We start from the raw sequence: 19,558 nt of genomic DNA on the forward strand, positions 1-19,558 counted from the left end.
GCGAGATGCTCACCGGTGGGCCCCTGGACGTGCTGACCGGTGACTACCTCGCCGAGTTGACCATGCTCATCCTGGGCCGGGACCGCGCCAAGGACCCCGCGCGGGGCTATGCCACGACCTTTCTGCGCCAGCTCGAGGACACCCTGGGGCTCGCCATGGAGCGCGGGGTACGGCTCGTCACCAACGCGGGCGGGCTGAACCCGGCCGGTCTGGCGGATGCGATCCGCGAGCTCGCCGACCGGCTCGGGATCGAGTGCCGGGTGGCCCATGTCGAGGGCGACGATCTCCTCGACGCCCGCGACTGGGGGCCCGGCGTGGTGACCGCCAACGCGTATCTCGGTGGCGCCGGGATCGCGGCCTGTCTGCGCGGGGGCGCGGACGTGGTCGTCACCGGGCGGGTCACGGACGCCGCGCTGGTGACGGGCCCCGCCGCCGCGCACTTCGGATGGGCCGCCGACGACTGGGACGCGCTCGCCGGGGCCGTGGTCGCCGGGCACATCCTGGAGTGCGGTACCCAGGCGACCGGCGGTAACTACTCCTTCTTCGCCGAGCACGACGTCCGCCGCCCCGGCTTCCCCCTCGCCGAGCTCCACCCCGACGGCTCCAGCGTGATCACCAAGCATCCGCACACCGGCGGCGCCGTCACGGTCGGGACCGTCACCGCCCAGCTCCTCTACGAGACGGCGGGCGCCCGCTACCCGGGCCCCGATGTCACCGCCCGGCTGGACTCGGTGCGGCTCACCCAGGACGGCCCGGACCGGGTGCGCGTCCACGGCGTACGGGGCGAGGCGCCGCCCCGCACCCTCAAGACCGGGCTGACCCGGCTCGGCGGCCACCGCAACGAGGTGGTGTTCGTGCTCACCGGCCTGGACATCGAGGCCAAGGCGGCGCTCGTACGGGACCAGATGGAGGGGGCGATGAGCAAGCGCCGCCCCGCCGAGGTGCGCTGGACCCTCTCCCGTACCGACCACCCCGACGCGGCCGTGCAGGAGGAGGCGAGCGCGCTGCTGCGGCTGGTGGTGCGCGACCGGGACCCGGCGGCGGTGGGGCGGGTGATCAGCGGGGCGGCCGTCGAACTGGCCCTCGCCAGCTACCCCGGCTTCCACGTCACCGCCCCGCCCGGAAAGGGCTCCCCTTACGGCGTCTTCGAGGCCGTGGAGACCCCGGCCGACACCGTGCCGCACACCGCCGTACTGCCGGACAGCACCCGGCTGTCCGTTCCCCCGGCGCCCACCACGCCCGCCGCCGGGGGCCCGGTGGACGTACCTCCGCTGCCGCCCCCGCTGCCGCCGGGCCCCACCCGCCGCGCCCCGCTCGGCGCGGTCGCCGGGGCCCGCAGCGGCGACAAGGGCGGCAGCGCCAACATCGGCGTCTGGGCGCGCGGTGCGGACGCCTGGCGCTGGCTGGCCCACACCCTCACCGTCGACCGGCTGCGGGAGCTGCTTCCGGAGACGGCCGCGCTGAACGTCACCCGCCATCCGCTGCCCCGGCTGCGGGCCCTGAACTTCGTCGTGGACGGCCTGCTCGGCGAGGGCGTCGCGGCGCAGGCCCGCTTCGACCCCCAGGCCAAGGCCGTCGGCGAATGGCTGCGCTCCCGCCATCTGGACATACCGGAGGTACTGCTTTGAACCCTCCCTCAGCTAAAGCAGAGGGATTCCTGGCTCAGGAAGCCCCGCAGGTCAGCGACCGACAAGGTCTTACTCCCTCAACACCAGCCGGGACGGAACCTGCCCGGTTGCCCGAAAGCACTGGGTTGCGCTGGCTTGGCTCTCGCTCAGCACGCTGTGCGCGCTTGGTTCTCGCAACGCACAACACGCATTTTACCCGATTGGGGACCAAGTGACCGTGCTCGCGTCCGCGCTCGACCCCGCAGGCGCCGACCACGCGGCCCATCGGGAGGCGATGCTCGCCAAGCTCGCCGAGTTGGAGGGCGAGCACGCCAAGGCGCTCGCCGGGGGCGGTGAGAAATACGTCCAGCGCCATCGCAAGCGCGGCAAGCTGCTGGTGCGCGAGCGGATCGAGATGCTGCTGGACCCGGACACCCCCTTCCTGGAGCTGTCGCCGCTGGCCGGCTGGGGCAGCGACTATCCGGTGGGGGCCTCGATCGTCACCGGCATCGGGGTGATCTCCGGTGTGGAGTGCCTGATCAGCGCCAACGACCCGACCGTACGCGGCGGGGCCAGCAACCCCTGGACGCTCAAGAAGGCGCTGCGCGCCCATGAGATCGCCCGCGCCAACCGGCTGCCGCTGGTCAGCCTCGTCGAGTCCGGCGGCGCGGATCTCCCCTCGCAGAAGGAGATCTTCATCCCCGGTGGGGCGATGTTCCGGGATCTCACCCGGCTGTCGGCCGATGGGATCCCCACGATCGCCGTGGTCTTCGGCAACTCCACCGCCGGAGGCGCGTACATCCCCGGGATGTCCGACCACGTGATCATGGTCAAGGAGCGCTCCAAGGTCTTCCTGGGCGGCCCGCCGCTGGTGAAGATGGCCACCGGCGAGGAGAGCGACGACGAGTCGCTGGGCGGCGCCGAGATGCACGCCCGCACCTCCGGCCTCGCCGACTACTTCGCGACCGACGAGCCCGACGCGCTGCGCCAGGCCCGCCGGGTGGTCGCCCGCCTCAACTGGCGCAAGGCCCACCCCGATCCCGGGCCCGCCGAACCGCCCAAGTACGACGCCGAGGAGCTGCTCGGCATCGTTCCGAGCGATCTGAAGGTCCCCTTCGATCCGCGCGAGGTGATCGCCCGGATCGTCGACGGCTCGGACTTCGACGAGTTCAAGCCGCTGTACGGGCGCAGCCTGGCCACCGGCTGGGCCGCGCTGCACGGCTATCCGGTCGGGGTCCTGGCCAACGCCCAGGGGGTGCTGTTCAGCGAGGAGTCCCAGAAGGCCGCGCAGTTCATCCAGCTCGCCAACCAGCGCGACATCCCGCTGCTCTTCCTGCACAACACCACCGGCTACATGGTCGGCCGCGACTACGAGCAGGGCGGGATCATCAAGCACGGCGCCATGATGATCAACGCCGTCTCCAACTCCCGCGTCCCGCACCTGTCGGTGCTCATCGGCGCCTCGTACGGCGCCGGTCACTACGGGATGTGCGGCCGGGCGTACGACCCCCGCTTCCTCTTCGCCTGGCCCAGCGCCAAGTCCGCCGTGATGGGCCCGCAGCAGCTCGCCGGGGTGATGTCGATCGTCGCCCGGCAGTCCGCCGCCGCCAAGGGGCAGCCGTACGACGAGGAGGCCGACGCCGCGCTGCGCGCCATGGTGGAGCAGCAGATCGAGTCCGAGTCGCTGCCGCTCTTCCTCTCCGGGCGGCTCTACGACGACGGCGTCATCGACCCGCGCGACACCCGCACGGTGCTCGGCCTGTGTCTGTCCGCCCTGCACACCGCGCCGGTCGAGGGCGCGCGCGGTGGCTTCGGCGTCTTCCGGATGTGAGTGAGGAACCCGTGAGCTGTGCCTGTCCGTCCGCCTGTCCGTCCGCCTGTCTGTTCGTTCGCCTTGCCCGCCGCGCCCGGACGTGAGTGAGGAACCCCGTGATCCGTTCCCTCCTGGTCGCCAACCGCGCCGAGATAGCGCGGCGTATCGTCCGCACCTGCCGTGACCTCGGCATCGCCACCGTCGCGGTGCACTCCGACGCGGACGCCGAAGCGCCCCACGCGCGCGAGGCCGACTCCGCCGTAAGGCTGCCGGGCGACGCCCCGGCCGACACCTATCTGCGCGGCGATCTCCTGGTGAAGGCCGCCCTGGCCGCCGGGGCCGACGCCGTACACCCCGGCTATGGCTTCCTCTCCGAGCACGCCGACTTCGCGCGCGCCGTAAGGGCCGCGGGACTGGTGTGGGTGGGGCCGCCGCCCGAGGCGATGGAGGCCATGGCCTCCAAGACCCGCGCCAAGGAGATCATGCGCAAGGCGGGCGTGCCGCTGCTCGATCCGCTCGACCCGGCCGAGGTCACCGCCGGCGATCTGCCCGTGCTGGTCAAGGCGGCGGCGGGCGGTGGCGGCCGGGGCATGCGGGTGGTGCGCGAACTGGCCGCGCTCCCCGCCGAACTCGACTCCGCCCGCGCCGAGGCGGCCTCCGCCTTCGGCGACGGCGAGATCTTCGTGGAGCCCTATATGGAGGGCGCCCGCCATGTCGAGGTCCAGGTGCTCGCCGACACCCACGGCACCGTATGGACCCTCGGCACCCGCGACTGCTCCCTCCAGCGCCGCCACCAGAAGGTCATCGAGGAGGCCCCGGCCCCCGGTCTTGACGGGGAACTGCGGCGCACCCTGGCCGAGTCGGCGGCGAACGCGGCGCGCGCGATCGGCTACGAGGGCGCGGGCACGGTGGAGTTCCTGGTCTCATCCTCGGGGCGGGCGTACTTCCTGGAGATGAACACCCGCCTCCAGGTCGAGCACCCGGTCACCGAGGAGATCCACGGCCTCGACCTGGTGGCGCTCCAGCTGCGGATCGCGGAGGGGGAGCGGCTCGACGCCGAGCCTCCGGCGCCCCGGGGGCACGCGATCGAGGCGCGGCTGTACGCCGAGGACCCGGCGCGCGACTGGCGGCCGCAGACGGGGATCCTGCACCGGCTGGAGGTCCCCGGGCTGCGGGTGGACTCCGGGCCGGAGGGCGGGGACGCGATCGGCGTCCACTACGACCCGATGCTGGCCAAGGTCATCGCCGTGGCCCCCACCCGGGCCGAGGCGGTGCGGCGGCTGGCCCACGGGCTGGAGCGGGCCCGGATCCACGGCCCGGTGACCAACCGCGAACTGCTCGTACGGGCGCTGCGCCACCCGGAGTTCGAGGCGGGCCGTATGGACACCGGGTTCCTCGAACGCCATCTGCCCGAGCTGACCGCCGCCACGGATGACGACGAGGCGGCTCCGCTCGCGGCCCTCGCCGCCGCCCTGGCCGACGCGGCGCGGCGGCCGGCGACCGTGGCGGGGCGGCTGGGCGGCTGGCGCAATGTGCCCTCCCAGCCGCAGCTGAGGAGGTACCGCGCCGAGCCGGGCGGCACCGAGCACGAGGTGCGCTACCGCCTCACCCGTGACGGGCTGCTCGCGGAGGGCTTCCCCGAGGTCCGGCTGCTGGCCGCCGAGCCGGGGCGGGACGCCGGACCGGGCCGGGATGTCGGGCCGGGCCGGGACGCCGGACCGGGGCGGGACGCCGGACCGACTCGGGATGCCGGGCCTGGGCGGGATGCCGATGCGGGGCCAGCCGCTGAGTCGGCGCCGGCCGCCCGCCCGGCGCGGGTCGTCCTCGATGTGGCCGGGGTCCGGCGGACGTTCGAGGTGACGGCCTATGGGGACCGCCGCTATGTCGACACGCCCCAGGGCGGCCATGTGTTCACCGCGCTGCCCCGCTTCCCCGACCCCACCGCCCGCACCGAACCGGGCTCGCTGCTGGCGCCCATGCCGGGCACGGTGGTGCGGGTGGCCGAGGTGGCGGTCGGGGACCGGGTCGAGGCCGGACAGCCCCTGCTGTGGCTGGAGGCCATGAAGATGGAGCACCGCGTGACCGCGCCCGCCGCCGGCGTGCTCACCGCCCTGCACGCCGCCCCCGGCCGCCAGGTCGAGGTCGGAGCCCTGCTCGCCGTCGTGGCGGCGGGGGAGTGAACAGCGCACGTGGCCCGCACAACGCACGCACGTGGGAGGAGCCGTCCATGACCAGCCCGCACACACCCGTGGACACCCCGGAGCGCGTGGCGCTCCGCGCCGCGGTGTCGTCCTTCGCCAAGGGACACGCCCCGGGCGGCCCCCAGGAGGGCGACGGGGCCGCCGAACTGTGGGCCGAGGCAGGAAAGCTGGGCTACCTCGGCGTCAACCTCCCCGAGGAGTACGGCGGCGGGGGCGGCGGCATCACCGAGCTGTCCATCGTCCTGGAGGAGCTGGGCGCGGCGGGCTGCCCGCTGCTCATGCTCGTCGTCTCGCCCGCCATCTGCGGCACCGTCATCGCCCGGTTCGGCACCGCCGGGCAGAAGGAGCGCTGGCTGCCCGGCCTGGCCGACGGCAGCATCACCATGGCCTTCGGCATCACCGAGCCCGACGCCGGATCCAACTCGCACCGCATCACCACCACCGCCCGCCGGGACGAGGGCGGCGGCTGGATACTCAACGGCCGTAAGGTCTTCATCACCGGGGTGGACAACGCCGACGCGGTCCTTGTCGTCGGCCGCACCGAGGACGCCAGGACCGGGAAGCTCAAGCCCTGCCTGTTCATCGTCCCGCGCGAGACCCACGGCTTCTCCCACCACCACATCCCCATGGAACTGGCCGCCGCGGAGAAACAGTTCGAGCTGGTGCTGGACGACGTGACGCTGCCCGCCGACGCGCTGGTGGGCGACGAGGACGCCGGGCTGCTCCAGCTGTTCGCGGGGCTCAACCCGGAGCGCATCATGACGGCGGCGTTCGCGCTGGGGATGGGCCGCTACGCGCTCGACAAGGCCGTGGACTACGCCCGCACCCGCCAGGTGTGGAAGGAGCCCATAGGCGCCCACCAGGCGATCGCCCACCCGCTCGCCCAGGCCCATATCGAGCTGGAGCTGGCCCGGCTGATGATGGCGAAGGCGGCGTACTTGTACGACGCGGGCGATGACGCGGGCGCGGGCGAGGCCGCCAACATGGCCAAGTACGCGGCCGGGGAGGCCGCGGTGAGGGCGGTGGACCAGGCCGTGCACACCCTCGGCGGCAACGGCCTGACCGCCGAGTACGGGCTGGCCCGGCTGATCACGGCCGCCCGGGTGGCCCGGATCGCCCCCGTCAGCCGGGAGATGATCCTCAACTATGTCTCCCACCAGACCCTGGGCCTGCCCAAGTCGTACTGAGCGGGCTCAGGTCGTAGTGAGCGGGCCGCAGTCGTACTGAGTCGGCGCCGGGCCCGGCGAAATCGTAGGGCTTCGCGGATGGGGCAGAACGGACAGGTAGGTCCATCAGAGCTGAGGGGAGCGGCCATGGTGCTGCGCGGCGAGTATCCCGATGTACCGCCCGTCGATCTGCCCATCCACGACGCCGTACTGGCCCGCGCGGCCGAGGAGTTCGGCGACCTGACCGCGCTGGTGGACGGCGTGACCGGGGCCGCCCTGAGCTATGCCGCACTGGACCGCGCCTCGCGCCGGATCGGGGCCGCGCTGGCGGAGGCGGGGGTGCGCTGGCGACGCCGGAGGAGTTCGCCAAGCAGCTCCGGGACGCGGCCGCGTCGTGGATCATCACCGTCTCGGCGCTGCTGGGCGTGGCCCGGCAGGCCGCCGAACGGGCGGGCGGGGTACGGGAGATCTTCGTCTGTGACGAGGCGAGCGGCCATCGCTCGCTGCGTTCCATGCTGAGCGGCACCGCGCCCGAACCGGTGGTGGAGATCGACCCGGCCGAGGACATCGCCGTCCTGCCGTACTCCTCCGGCACCACCGGCACCCCCAAGGGCGTGATGCTCACCCACGCGCGGCGGCCCCGCTGGACGCCCGGCTCGCGGAGGCGTGCGCCCAGCGGCTCGGCGTCCCGCCGCTGCTCCAGGCGTTCGGGATGACGGAGCTGTCTCCGGGCTCCCATCTGGTGCCGCGCGACGCGAAGAACGCCCCGCCCGGTACCGTCGGAAAGCTGCTCCCGAGCACCGAGATGCGCGTCGTGGACGAGGCCGTCGTCGACGCCGCGGTGATCGGGGTGACGGACGGGGCGGGCAATGAGGTCCCCAAGGCGTATGTGGTGCCACGGGCCGGGACCCGGCTCTCGGAGGACGACCTGATCGCATACGTTGCCGGACAGGTGGCCCCGTACAAGAAGGTGCGCCGCGTGGAGTTCACGGACACCGTGCCGCGCTGGGCCACCGGCAAGATCCTCAGGCGTGAACTGCGCGCCAGGGAAAGGAGTTCGACCGCCCCATGACCGACGGCCCCACGACCGGTCCCACGACCGACCGCCCGCAGACCGACGGCCTTACGGCCGACGGCTCCACGACTGACGGCCTTACGGCTGGCGGCTCCACGGCCGACGGCCTTACGGCCGACGCGCCGACGCCCCTTGTCCGGGCCGCCTTCGCGCGCGGGATCACCACCCTCACCCTGGACTCGCCGCACAACCGCAACGCCCTCTCCTCGCGCCTGGTCGCCGAGTTGCGCGAGGCGCTGGCGGCGGCCGGGCGGGACGACAGTGTGCGGGCGGTGCTGCTCACCCACACCGGCACCACCTTCTGCGCGGGCGCGGACCTGAGCGAACCGCCCTCGGCTTCGGGGGCGTCCAATCTTGTGGCGCTGTTGCGGTCGATCGTGGAGCTGCCCAAGCCCGTGGTCGCCCGCGTCACCGGGCACGTACGGGCCGGTGGGCTCGGGCTGCTCGGAGCCTGCGACATCTCGGCGGCCGGGCGCGGCGCCAGCTTCGCCTTCACCGAGGCGCGGCTCGGCCTCGCCCCGGCCGTCATCTCGATGCCGCTGCTGCCCCGGCTGGACCGGCGCGCGGCGGCCCGCTACTACCTCACGGGGGAGCGGTTCGACGCCGCCGAGGCGGCCCGGATCGGGCTGGTGACGCTCGCGGACCCGGAGGGTGACGCGGACGAGGCGCTGGCGCCCGTCCTGGACGGGCTGCGCCGGGGCTCCCCGCAGGGCCTGACCGAGTCCAAGCGGCTGGTGACCGCCGATGTGCTGCGCGCCTTCGACCGGGACGGCGAGGCGCTGGCCGCGCTCTCGGCCCGCCTCTTCGCCTCCGAGGAGGCGCGTGAGGGCATGACGTCGTTCCTGGAGCGGCGCGACCCGGCGTGGGTGCGGCAGACGGCTTCCGACGCGGGCGCCGCGGCGGATACGGGGGCGATACCGGACGCGGGGGCGGCTCCGGACGCGGGGGCCGCGGGGGCCGCGGGGAACACGGGCCCCGCCGGGGCGTCCCGATGACCCCCCGTACGGCGGTGCGCGACCCCAAGCAGCCCAAGCAGGACCGCAGCCGCGCCACCCGCAGACGGCTGCTGGAGGCCGCCGTGGCCTGCCTCGCCGAGCGCGGCTGGGCCGGTTCCACGGTCGCGGTGGTCGCCGAGCGGGCCGGGGTGTCGCGGGGCGCGGCCCAGCACCACTTCCCGACCCGCGAGGACCTTTTCACGGCCGCCGTCGAGCATGTCGCCGAGGAGCGCTCGGCGGAGCTGCGCGCCCTTCCCGCCCCGCACGGGGAGGGCCGCGTCCCCGCGGTGGTCGAGGCGCTGGTCACCCTCTACACCGGCCCGCTCTTCCGGGCCGCGCTCCAGCTGTGGGTGGCGGCCTCCTACGAGGAGCAGCTGGGCGCCCGGGTGGCCGCCCTGGAGGCGAAGATCGGCCGGGAGACGCATCGGATGGCGGTGGAGCTGCTGGGCGCCGACGAGTCGGTGCCGGGCGTCCGGGAGGCCGTCCAGGGCCTGCTCGACATGGGACGGGGCCTGGGCCTGGCCAATCTGCTGACGGACGACGGCCACCGCCGGAAGCGGGTGGTGGCCCAGTGGTCGCGGATCCTGGAGGGAATCCTGGCTCCCGAAGGACCCGGACGACCACCCGGCCAATAACCACTCGACCCATAACCACTCGGCCGACGACCACCCGGCCGACGACCACTCCGCCCCGGCCGCGTCCTGACCCATCGCGAGCGGACCTACCGCGAGGCGGTGTTCCCGTAGCCGTCGACGTCGTGCGGGCTGCGCGCGCCGGGCCCGACGTACCGGGCCGACGGCCGCACCAGACGGCCGGTCCGCTTCTGCTCCAGGATGTGCGCGCTCCAGCCCGCCGTACGGGCACAGGTGAACATCGAGGTGAACATGGGCGCCGGGACCTCGGCGAAGTCCAGCACGATGGCCGCCCAGAACTCCACGTTCGTCGCCAGCACCCGGTCCGGCCTGCGGTTGTGCAGCTCGTCCAGGGCGGCCCGTTCCAGCGCCTCGGCGACCTCGAAGCGCGGTGCGCCCAGCTCCTTGGCGGTGCGCCGCAGTACCCGCGCCCGCGGGTCCTCGGCGCGGTAGACCCGGTGGCCGAAGCCCATCAGCCGCTCGCCCCGGTCCAGGGCCTGCTTGACGTAGCGGGTGGCGTCCCCGGTGCGCTCGATCTCCTCGATCATGCCGAGCACCCGGGAGGGCGCGCCGCCGTGCAGCGGCCCCGACATGGCGCCCACCGCGCCGGAGAGCGCGGCGGCCACATCGGCGCCGGTGGAGGCGATGACGCGGGCGGTGAAGGTGGAGGCGTTCATGCCGTGCTCGGCCGCCGAGGTCCAGTACGCGTCGACGGCGGCCACGTGCTTGGGGTCCGGCTCACCGCGCCAGCGCCGCATGAAGCGCTCCACGATGGTTCCGGCCTTGTCGATCTCCCGCTGCGGCACCATCGGCTTCGCCTGGCCGCGGGCCGACTGGGCGACGTAGGACAGGGCCATCACGGCCGCGCGGGCCAGGTCCTCGCGGGCCTGCTCCTCGTCGATGTCCAGCAGCGGTTTGAGGCCCCAGACGGGCGCGAGCATGGCCAGCGCGGACTGCACATCGACCCGGACGTCCCCGGAGTGGACCGGGATGGGGAACGGCTCGGCGGCCGGCAGCCCCGGGTTGAAGGCGCCGTCGACCAGCAAACCCCAGACGTTCCCGAAGGAGACATGGCCCACCAGGTCCTCGATGTCCACCCCTCGGTAGCGGAGCGCGCCGCCTTCCTTGTCGGGTTCGGCGATCTCCGTCTCGAACGCGACGACTCCTTCGAGTCCGGGTACGAAGTCGGACATCAGGCGGCTCCTCATTGCGGGACGACGGTCGGCGGCGGACGGTGCCGGAACGGTTACGCGGCCGCCTGACACGGCTCGCGGTCCGTACCGGTCACTCCGTGGTGTGCCCCGTGCGGGTGGTGGTCACCCAACCGTGGCGGGGAGTGACCTCCGGGACACGGGTGGTGCCTGCCCAGGCGCCGAACGGGCGGCGCGTGGTCCGCTCAGTCTGGTGCGTGTGCTGCCCATGGGGAAGCGTGAGAAGCGGCACATCCCCTCCGGAACGCGGGAGGGTTACGGGGCGCCGGGGCGGGGGAGGGAGAGCGCTCTTCCGAGGCCGCCCGTGCGACGGACCGATGATGTTGCAAGATATGCCCGTGCCTCACGTTGACTCGGAGCCCTCGGCTTCCTCCACGCGTACGTACGACCCGGCCGCCATGCGCGAGCACTACCGCGCGGCCGGCTTCGGCGAGGCGGACCTGGCGGACGATCCGTTCCGGCAGTTCACCCGGTGGTTCGAGGACGCCGTCGGCAGCGGGCTCTTCGAACCGAATGCCATGGTCGTCTCGACGGCCGACGCGCAGGGCCGCCCCAGCTCCCGCACGGTCCTGATGAAGAGCTTCGACGAGCGCGGCTTCGTCTTCTACACCAACTACGGCTCCCGCAAGGGCCGTGAGCTGGGCGAGAACCCGCATGTCGCGCTGCTCTTCCCCTGGCACCCCATCGCCCGGCAGGTGATCGTGACGGGCACCGCGCGGCGCACCGGCCGTGACGAGACGGCGGCGTACTTCCGCACCCGGCCGCACGGCTCGCAGCTGGGGGCGTGGGCGAGCTCGCAGTCCACGGTGGTGGGCTCGCGGGAGGAGCTGGACCGCTCGTACGAGGAGCTGGCGGACCGCTATCCGCCGGGCGAGCAGGTGCCGGTGCCGCCGGAGTGGGGCGGGTTCCGGGTGGTGCCGGAGGCGGTGGAGTTCTGGCAGGGCCGGGAGAACCGGCTGCACGACCGGCTGCGGTACGTCCGGCTGCCCGAGGAGGAGGGCGGCTGGCGGGTGGAGCGGCTGTACCCGTAGTGGAGCGGCTGCGTCCGTAAAGGGCGACGGCCGTAAGGGTCTCGTGGTGGGCCGCGCGGCCGCCTTGCCCTCGGGGCCCGGGGCCCGGCCCTCAGGACGCCCTGAGAACGCGGACAACCCGCGGGTCTGTCCCCTGACGCCCTCGAGAGGCGGAAGGGGGCCGGTCGGACGTACCGGCGACCCGCGGGTCGGGTGACTGCTTGGGATTGGCCGGCCGCGCACCTCTGGTGCGCCAGTCCGGCGAATGCGCTGAGCGCGACGACGGACTGCTAGCCCGCAGTCACCTCACGCGTCCGGATTTCATACATCTGCCGAACCACCTCCCTTCTCGTGTACCGACACCCTAAGAACCCCCTCCTGCCACACACAAGCGAATTTCCGTGAGGCAACGATTTCGACGAATGCGGTGTGGCGCGTGTCACGTTCGAGTTCAATGTCCGACGTGCCCCACCACAGACAGCCACGTCCAGCAAGGGGTGTCAGGTGAGCGCTTCACAACGTTCCGAACCCGCACGTCCAGCGCGTTCCGCCCGGTCCTCGCGGGGGGTCCCGGGACAGCCGGGCGCGGCCCCGTCGGCGTCCGGCCACCCCGACTGCCCGGACGGCCCCGGGCGGCCGGACTCCGAACTGCTCGCCGCGCTGCTCGACGGGATGGACGCCGCCCTGTGCGCGTTCGACGCCGACGGCAGGGTGACCCACTGGAACCACGAGGCCGAGCGCATCCTCGGGTGGACGGCGGCGGAGGCGGTCGGCCGCAAGGGGCTGGGCGGCTGGGCGGCCCGCCCGGGGGACGCCCGGGACGTCGAGGCGCGCCTTAAGGAGGCCATGGGCGCCACGGGACGCCGGGTGCACGAGTTCGCGCTGCTGACCAAGGACGGCGGCCGGGTCCTGGTCCGTACGCAGTCCTCGGGCGTGCCGGGCGCGGACGGCCGCCCGGCCGGGGTGTACTGCGCCTTCAGCGAGGCGCACGCCCAGGTCGAGCTGGAGCGGTCGATCGCGCTGAGCGAGGCGCTGCTGGAGGACGCGTCCTGGAACGTGGTCCTGGTCGACGCGGATCTGCGGGTGGCCGTCGTCAACGCCAACGCGGCGGGCGCGCTGCGCACCGTCCGTAAGGCCGCGCCCGGACGGCCGCTGGGCGACTTCCTGGACCAGGGCGTGGAGGAGGCGGAGGCCGCGCTCCAGCACGTGCTGGCGGAGGGCGCGCCCCCGGCGCCCACCGAGCTGTGGGTGACGCTGCGGGACGCCGACGCCGACGCGGCGGACGGCCTCGAGGGCGCGGAGGGCGTGCGCTACGAACTGCTCGACGACGACGAGGCGGTGCGCGGCGAGGGCACCGACCGCGGCGAGGCCGGGGCGGCGGGGCGGCGCCGCTGCTGGCGCAGCGGCTTCCTCCGGCTGGCCTCACCGCTCACCGAGGAACCGGCGCCGCTCGGGGTGGCCTGGATCTTCCAGGACGTGACGGAGGTGAAGGGCCAGGAGCAGGAGAGCGCCCGGATGCGCTTCCGGGGCAACCAGCTGCACCGGGCGGCGCGGGCGGCGGCCGAATGCGAGGACCCGATGGAGGCGGCCTCGGTCCACCTGGACTTCGCGCTGGCGGGCTTCGCCGACCACGCCCTGATCGACCTGGTCCTGGACCCGCCGCCGGGCGCCCCGGCCGACCGGATCCGGCTGGTCCGGGCGGCGGCCACGCCCACCGGCGCCCCCGGCCCCTGCCCGCCCGTCGTCCCGGGCGGCATCCCGCTGGCCTACCCGGAGGGCCATCCGGCGCTCCAGTCGGTCGAGCGCTGCGGTTCGGTACGGGCCAGCGCGAGACGGTCGGACGAGTCGGGGGCGGTCCAGTGGGCGGCGGCCCGCAAGTGGCCGGAGGGCGCGGTGCACGGCCTGTGCGCGGTGCTGCGCAGCCGCGGCCGCACCCTCGGCGTGGTCACCTTCCTGCGCACCTCCAGCCGCCGGGCCTTCGACCGGACGGACGCGACGTACGCGGAGGACGTCGCGGCCCGGGTCGCCGCCTCGGTGGACCTGGCCGTGCGCAGCCGCTGACGCCGCCCCCGGCAAGCCCCACCACCGGTAAGGGCGCCCCGGCGAGGTTTCACCACCGGTAGAAGATCCGGTCCCCGTACTCGGTCATCACCTTACGGTTCCACTCGTGCCCGCCGTCCACGTTCCCCGACCTCAGCATGGGCGGCTCGATCCCGCGCTCGGCCAGTTCCCCGATCCCGGCCGCCACCATGGACTGCATGATCGCGCTCGTCACGACGGTGGACGCGGGCGCGAAGGGCGCGCCGACGCCGTCCGCCGTGAGCTCCGCGTCCCCGACCGCGATCTTGTTGTCGACGACCAGGTCGCAGTGGTCCTTGAGGAAGCCACCGGACGGGTTGCGCGAGGTCGTGCCGGTCGCGTAGCCGACCGAGGTCACCCCGATCACCTTGACGCCGCGATCCCGCGCGCTCATGGCCATCTCCACGGGCAGGACGTTGCGCCCGGACAGCGAGATCACGATCAGCAGGTCCCCGGCCTGGAGCGGGCTGCTGTCGAGCACGGTCGTGGCGAGCCCGTCGACGCGTTCGAGCGCGCTGCCCAGGGTGGCGGGGACGACGTCCACGCCCACCGCTCCCGGCACCGGCAGCAGGTTCATCAGCGCGAGCCCGCCCGCGCGGTAGACGACGTCCTGCGCGGGCAGGGAGGAGTGCCCGGCGCCGAAGGTGAAGAGGCGGCCGCCCGCGGCGACGGTATCGGCGATCAGGGTGCCCGCCGCGGCGATATGCTCGCCCTCCTCGTCCCGCACCTGCCGCAGCAGGCCGATGGCCGCGTCGAAGAATCGCCCGGCCGGTTTGGACTCGCTCATCAACGCGTCGCCTTCCCTGTGGGGGGTTTCGATCATGACGCTGTGAATAGCAGCCCGGTCCCTTGCGGCGGAAGGGGCCGACTCGGCCCCGTTGTCGGTGGGATGCGTCAGAATTGGTTGAGGGCCACCGCACGACACTTCGAGGGGCACGCATGTCCGGACTGATCGACACCACGGAGATGTATCTCCGCACCATCCTCGAGCTCGAGGAGGAGGGCGTGGTCCCCATGCGCGCCCGGATCGCGGAGCGGCTCGAGCAGAGCGGTCCGACGGTCAGCCAGACGGTGGCGCGGATGGAGCGCGATGGGCTGGTCACGGTCGCGGGCGACCGTCATCTGGAGCTGACCGAGGAGGGCCGCCGGCTGGCCACGCGCGTGATGCGCAAGCACCGGCTCGCGGAGTGCCTGCTGGTCGATGTGATCGGGCTGGAGTGGGAGCAGGTCCACGCCGAGGCGTGCCGCTGGGAGCATGTGATGAGCGAGGCGGTGGAGCGGCGGGTGCTGGAGCTGCTCCGCCATCCGACCGAGTCGCCGTACGGAAACCCCATTCCGGGCCTGGAGGAGCTGGGTGAGAAGGCCGAGGCCGATCCGTTCCTGGACGAGTCCATGGTGAGCCTGCGTGAGCTGGAGCCGGGTTCGGAGGGCAAGACGGTGGTGGTGCGCCGCATCGGCGAGCCCATTCAGGCCGACGCCCAGGTGATGTACACGCTGCGGCGCGCCGGGGTGCAGCCGGGCTCGGTGGTGAGCGTCACCGAGTCGGCGGGCGGGGTGCTGGTCGGCAGCAGCGGCGAGGCGGCGGAGCTGGAGGCGGAGATCGCCTCGCATGTCTTCGTGGCCAAGCGCTGACGCTGGACGCCTCCCCGGCTCCGGCTCGTCCCACTCCTCCAACACCCGGCGCGCGGACGCCCGCCCCGGCCCGCCGCTCATCTCGCTCCCCAACAGCGCGCGAACACACTTCCGCACCACCTCCCGTGCCTCGACACGCTGACCGATACACCCGGTTCAAGCCATTCGGCCGTCACGACCTGCGACGACGGATTTTCCCGATACCGGAGTCGACAGAAACCGAGCGGGCCGGGCCGCCGCATGCGACGCTGTCGCTGACGTCGGATCGTCAGGGGAGGGGGTCCGGTGGGCCCGATGGGCTGCGCCGCCAAGGGGGTGTTCGGTAGCGAGGGCCCCGGTGCCGTCAGGTGCCGGGGCCCCGCTTCCCCATGTCCCCCCGCTGGGCCCCGGTGCGCACGGACCGCGCGAACGCGGCCGGTGCGACCCGGGGCCCTGGTGACCCGGAGCCCCGAGCTCCCAGGGTCGTCCCCCGCGGACTCCCTTCCCCGAGCAGTCCGCCTCCCGCTAGCTGTCTCCCCAGGGCGCAGACGATCAATCCCCGTGCACGGTCACTCGAACGAGGGGTGTTGGACGGCAATACCCTGTGTTCGAATATGAGTTCGATACTGTGAGGGTGTTCGAGAGAGGGTTGGAGGTGCCAGACCACATGGTGCGACGCATCGAAGTGAGCGGGGCCGGCGGCGTGCGGCTCGCCGCCTGGGAGTTCACCGATCCGCCCAAGGCAGGCGCTGGCCGCGAGGGAGCGCGGGGCCCCGGAGTGCTGTTGCTCCATGGGCTGCTGGGCCGGGCCGCCCACTGGGCGGAGACGGCCCGCTGGCTCTCCACCCGCTATCGGGCGGTCGGCCTCGACCAGCGCGGCCACGGCCGCAGCCAGAAGCCGGCCGAGGGGCCGTTCGACCGCTCCACCTATGTGGACGACGCCGAGGCGGCCGTGGAGCAGCTCGGCCTCGCCCCCGTGACGCTGATCGGCCATGCCATGGGCGCCCTCACCGCCTGGCAGCTCGCCGCCCGCCGCCCCGATCTGGTCCGGGCGCTGGTCATCTGCGATATGCGGGCCTCGGCCCTCGGCGCCGCCTCACAGCGCGAGTGGGCCGAATGGTTCCGCTCCTGGCCGGTGCCGTTCGCGACGCTCGCCGATGTGCGCAAGTGGTTCGGTGAGGACGATCCGACGCTGGAGCGGCCGAACCCGCCCCGGGGCGACTTCTTCGCCGAGGTCATGGCCGAGCGGTCGGACGGCTGGCGCCCGGCCTTCTCCTGCCGCCAGATGCTGAAGATCCGTGACACCTGGGTCCATGACGCCCATTGGGAAGAGCTGGCGCTGGTCGAGTGCCCCACTCTGGTCGTGCGCGGGCTGGACGGTGAGCTGGGCCGCGCGGAGGCGCAGGAGATGGTCCGCGTCCTGCCCCGCGGACAGTATGCGGAGGTAGTGGACGCGGGCCATCTCGTCCACTACGACCAGCCGGACGGCTGGCGCCGCGCCGTGGAGCCGTTCCTGGCCTCCGTCCTGCCCGTCTGACGGCACCGAGGGGCCCAATACGGGCCATGTGAGGGGCCCAACGCGGACCCATATGTGCGCCCGGTTCAGAACGTCCAGACGAACGGCTCGCCGCCGATCTCCGTCCACATCACCTCGACCGACCTCGCCCGCGCGGGAATCAGGAAGGTGTTGCAGAGCAGATAGCTCTGCCCGCTCCTCCAGTTCTTGATCTCATCCGAGTCCGCGCACCCCTTGGGCCGTCCGGCAGCGCCGGTGACCTTTGCTCCCCGCCGCCCGTCCGCGTACACCTCCGCGTAGTCCCCGACCCGGGGATACTCCTTCACCGTGGCGCCGCGCACATGGGTGTACTTCACATAGGCCACCGCGGGCACCTTGCCCTCGGCGTCCGCCGGGTTCGACACCAGCGCCTTGGCCTCGGCCGCCGTGCCGATGTCGACCTTCTGTGCCGCGATCCGGTAGGTGGGCTCGACCCCGGTGTCCTCCTTGAACGCACGCGTACCGGCCTGACCCGGCCGGAGCGGTGGCTCCCCGTCCGATCGCATACCGACCTTCTGCGCACCGCTCTGGTGACCATCGGTGACACCCGAGCGGGAAGTGTGCCGTGCGTTCTCGGATGTATCGCCCTTTTCGCCGAATGGTCCGCACGCGGTCAGGGCGAGAGCCAGTACGGCAACGGGCGCGCCGACACGCAGCCACGTTGTCTTGGTCAGCGGCAAGTGGAACTCCAATGCGGGAACGTGTCCTCATCGCGTTCCGGTGTGATCCCTTGAACGCGATTGACGGTTCGTCGATCCTACGAGGCCTCTACTCCCCTACAACAATGGGAAATTGACCAGTAATGGACAGGTGAAGGGAAGCACATGATCGGTGGCGACAGCACGGAACCGGAACCCGGCAAGGACTGGGCGGCATTCCAGTACGAGATCTATCTGAACGGGATGACCGGCGCCGTTCCCCGGCTTCCCGCCGATCTGACCCGGCTCGAGGAGCTGGCCGAGGCGCGGCTGGGGCCCGGGCCGGTGGGCTATGTGGCGGGCAGCGCGGGCAGCGGCAGCACCGAGCGGGCCAACCGGGCGGCGCTGGACCGGCATCGGATCGTGCCCCGGATGCTCCGTGACGTACGGCGGCGCAATCTGTCGGTCGAGCTGTTCGGCACCCGGCTGCCCGCGCCGCTCGCGCTCGCGCCGATCGGCGTGCTGTCGATCATGCACCCGGACGCGGAGTGCGCGGCGGCGCGGGCCGCCGCGGCGCACGGCGTGCCGTTCATCCTCTCCTCCGCGTCCAGTACGCCGATGGAGCGTGTGGCGGAGGCGATGGGGGACGGCGAGCGGTGGTTCCAGCTCTACTGGGGCAAGGACCGCGAGGTCACGAGGAGCTTTCTGAGCCGCGCCAAGTCCTGTGGTTTCACGGCCCTGGTGGTCACCCTCGACACCCCGCTGCTGGCCTGGCGGCCGCGCGATCTCGACCAGGCGTATCTGCCGTTCCTGCACGGTGTGGGCACCGCCAACTACTTCACCGATCCGGCGTTCCAGGCCGGGCTCGCCAAGCCGGTCCACGAGGACCGGGACGCCGCGGTGCTGCACTTTGTGCGGCTGTTCGGCGACGCCGGGAAGACCTGGGAGGACCTGGCGTTCCTGCGCGAGCACTGGGACGGCCCGATCGTGCTGAAGGGGGTGCTGCACCCCGACGACGCCCGGCGCGCGGCGGACGCGGGGATGGACGGCGTCGTGGTGTCCAACCACGGCGGCCGCCAGGTGGGCGGCTCGATCGGGGCGGCCGACGCGCTGCCGGGGGTGGTGGAGGCGGCCGGCGACCGGCTGGCGGTGCTCTTCGACAGCGGAGTGCGCACCGGTGACGATGTGTTCAAGGCGCTCGCCCTCGGCGCCCGCGCGGTGCTGCTGGGGCGGCCGTACGCCTATGGGCTCGGGCTGGACGGGCAGCCGGGGGTGGAGCATGTGATCCGCGCCCTGCTGGCCGAGTTCGAGCTGACGCTGGCGCTGTCGGGCCATACGGATGCCGCGGGGCTCACCCCCGAGGCGCTCTGCTGACAATTCCCTTCGGCCTTCAACTTGTCAGCACCACCGATCCATCGGCGACTCGCCGAGGGGCGTCGGGGTTTTTACCGGGTCCTGAGCTTCCGGATTGACGGGTGCTACGCTCTTCGGCGCGCAATGAAATTACTGATCATGGGGGGTGGTCGCGTGAAGATCAAACGTAAAGCCTCGATGGTCGTGCTCTCGGCGGTGCTGATGCTGGGCGGTTCCGTCGCCCTGGCGCCAACGGCGTCGGCGGTGGGGTCATCGGCGTGTCAGTTCAATTCCCCGGACGTCAATTTCAAGGTCTCGACCAGCGGCGCGAGATTCCGCACCGGACCGGGAAAGCGGTACCGCGCTATAGGGACGCTTTACCGAGGGGATTCCTTCCGGTACTTCTGCCGCACCCGGGGCTTTGAGAACAGCTGGTCCTACGGAAAGATCCTCAAGCGGACCACGACCGGAATTCACGCCGGAACCAGAGGCTGGGTGTACAGCAAGTACCTCGACTAGCCGGAACGTTACGGCAGTTGAGCGCGCGGCAGTTGGTTGCTCCGCAGTCGGACGCTCGGCAGTCGGGCGCGGAGGCTGCGGAGGCTTTCGTAC

At 72.7% G+C, this 19,558-nt stretch carries 15 protein-coding genes and 1 pseudogene; 13 read left to right on the forward strand and 3 right to left on the reverse strand.

Annotation, left to right across the window (positions count from 1 at the left end):
• Positions 1–5: 5 nt before the first annotated feature.
• The 7 genes and pseudogenes from IEJ02_RS32835 to IEJ02_RS32865 all read left to right on the forward strand — a co-directional run bounded on the left by IEJ02_RS32835 (position 6) and on the right by IEJ02_RS32865 (position 9,492).
• Positions 6–1,628: an acyclic terpene utilization AtuA family protein gene (locus IEJ02_RS32835; RefSeq protein WP_263408004.1), complete on the forward strand. Its 1,623-nt coding sequence runs from the start codon at positions 6–8 to the stop codon at positions 1,626–1,628.
• 211 nt (positions 1,629–1,839) lie between these two features.
• The gene (locus IEJ02_RS32840) at positions 1,840–3,438 is read left to right on the forward strand and encodes an acyl-CoA carboxylase subunit beta (protein ID WP_191068159.1); all 1,599 of its coding nucleotides are present in this window, start codon (positions 1,840–1,842) and stop codon (positions 3,436–3,438) included.
• A gap of 98 nt (positions 3,439–3,536) precedes the next feature.
• A complete protein-coding gene (locus tag IEJ02_RS32845; RefSeq protein WP_191068160.1) occupies positions 3,537–5,600 on the forward strand; it encodes an ATP-binding protein in 2,064 nt (687 codons plus the stop codon).
• 47 nt (positions 5,601–5,647) lie between these two features.
• Positions 5,648–6,808, forward strand: a complete 1,161-nt coding sequence (locus tag IEJ02_RS32850) for an acyl-CoA dehydrogenase family protein (protein ID WP_191068161.1) — start codon at positions 5,648–5,650, stop codon at positions 6,806–6,808.
• A 129-nt stretch (positions 6,809–6,937) separates the two neighbouring features.
• Positions 6,938–7,859 (forward strand): annotated as a pseudogene (locus tag IEJ02_RS50540) (AMP-binding protein).
• Positions 7,856–8,857, forward strand: a complete 1,002-nt coding sequence (locus IEJ02_RS32860) for an enoyl-CoA hydratase family protein (RefSeq protein ID WP_191068162.1) — start codon at positions 7,856–7,858, stop codon at positions 8,855–8,857. The pseudogene IEJ02_RS50540 and the gene IEJ02_RS32860 overlap by 4 nt, the downstream one beginning before the upstream one ends.
• Positions 8,854–9,492 carry a TetR/AcrR family transcriptional regulator gene (locus tag IEJ02_RS32865; protein ID WP_191068163.1) on the forward strand — a complete coding sequence of 213 codons (639 nt, stop codon included), beginning with the start codon at positions 8,854–8,856 and terminating at the stop codon, positions 9,490–9,492. The genes IEJ02_RS32860 and IEJ02_RS32865 overlap by 4 nt, the downstream gene beginning before the upstream one ends.
• A gap of 86 nt (positions 9,493–9,578) precedes the next feature.
• Here IEJ02_RS32865 and IEJ02_RS32870 read toward each other — a convergent pair whose 3' ends face one another.
• Positions 9,579–10,682, reverse strand: coding sequence for a citrate synthase 2 (locus tag IEJ02_RS32870; protein ID WP_137978414.1), 1,104 nt, complete (start codon positions 10,680–10,682; stop codon positions 9,579–9,581).
• Between the two features lie 350 nt (positions 10,683–11,032).
• Between IEJ02_RS32870 and pdxH the strand changes: the two genes are divergently transcribed.
• Both pdxH and IEJ02_RS32880 read left to right on the forward strand, forming a co-directional pair.
• Complete coding sequence (gene pdxH / locus IEJ02_RS32875; protein WP_223864864.1) at positions 11,033–11,731, forward strand: pyridoxamine 5'-phosphate oxidase; 699 nt, start codon at positions 11,033–11,035, stop codon at positions 11,729–11,731.
• Positions 11,732–12,214: 483 nt separating this feature from the next.
• Entirely contained in the window at positions 12,215–13,771 is a 1,557-nt protein-coding gene (locus IEJ02_RS32880; RefSeq protein ID WP_191068164.1) for a PAS domain-containing protein, read from the forward strand.
• 49 nt (positions 13,772–13,820) lie between these two features.
• Here IEJ02_RS32880 and IEJ02_RS32885 read toward each other — a convergent pair whose 3' ends face one another.
• Positions 13,821–14,576, reverse strand: a complete 756-nt coding sequence (locus IEJ02_RS32885) for an SIS domain-containing protein (RefSeq protein WP_191068165.1) — start codon at positions 14,574–14,576, stop codon at positions 13,821–13,823.
• Positions 14,577–14,728: 152 nt separating this feature from the next.
• Here IEJ02_RS32885 and IEJ02_RS32890 point away from each other — a divergent pair, with 152 nt between their 5' ends.
• On the forward strand, positions 14,729–15,421 hold the full coding sequence (locus IEJ02_RS32890; RefSeq protein WP_037958355.1) for an iron-dependent transcriptional repressor DtxR: 693 nt from the start codon (positions 14,729–14,731) through the stop codon (positions 15,419–15,421).
• 646 nt (positions 15,422–16,067) lie between these two features.
• Positions 16,068–16,937, forward strand: a complete 870-nt coding sequence (locus tag IEJ02_RS32895) for an alpha/beta fold hydrolase (RefSeq protein ID WP_191068166.1) — start codon at positions 16,068–16,070, stop codon at positions 16,935–16,937.
• A 65-nt stretch (positions 16,938–17,002) separates the two neighbouring features.
• Here the strand turns inward: IEJ02_RS32895 and IEJ02_RS32900 are convergent, their stop codons facing one another.
• A complete protein-coding gene (locus IEJ02_RS32900; RefSeq protein ID WP_223864865.1) occupies positions 17,003–17,461 on the reverse strand; it encodes a hypothetical protein in 459 nt (152 codons plus the stop codon).
• 318 nt (positions 17,462–17,779) lie between these two features.
• On the opposite strand from IEJ02_RS32900, the gene IEJ02_RS32905 reads away from it, so the two are divergent.
• Positions 17,780–18,967: a lactate 2-monooxygenase gene (locus IEJ02_RS32905; RefSeq protein ID WP_191068167.1), complete on the forward strand. Its 1,188-nt coding sequence runs from the start codon at positions 17,780–17,782 to the stop codon at positions 18,965–18,967.
• Between the two features lie 153 nt (positions 18,968–19,120).
• Positions 19,121–19,465 carry an SH3 domain-containing protein gene (locus IEJ02_RS32910; RefSeq protein ID WP_137978408.1) on the forward strand — a complete coding sequence of 115 codons (345 nt, stop codon included), beginning with the start codon at positions 19,121–19,123 and terminating at the stop codon, positions 19,463–19,465.
• Positions 19,466–19,558 lie beyond the last annotated feature (93 nt).

The organism is Streptomyces sp. 5-10 (assembly GCF_014712245.1).
Lineage (GTDB): Bacteria > Actinomycetota > Actinomycetes > Streptomycetales > Streptomycetaceae > Streptomyces > Streptomyces violaceusniger.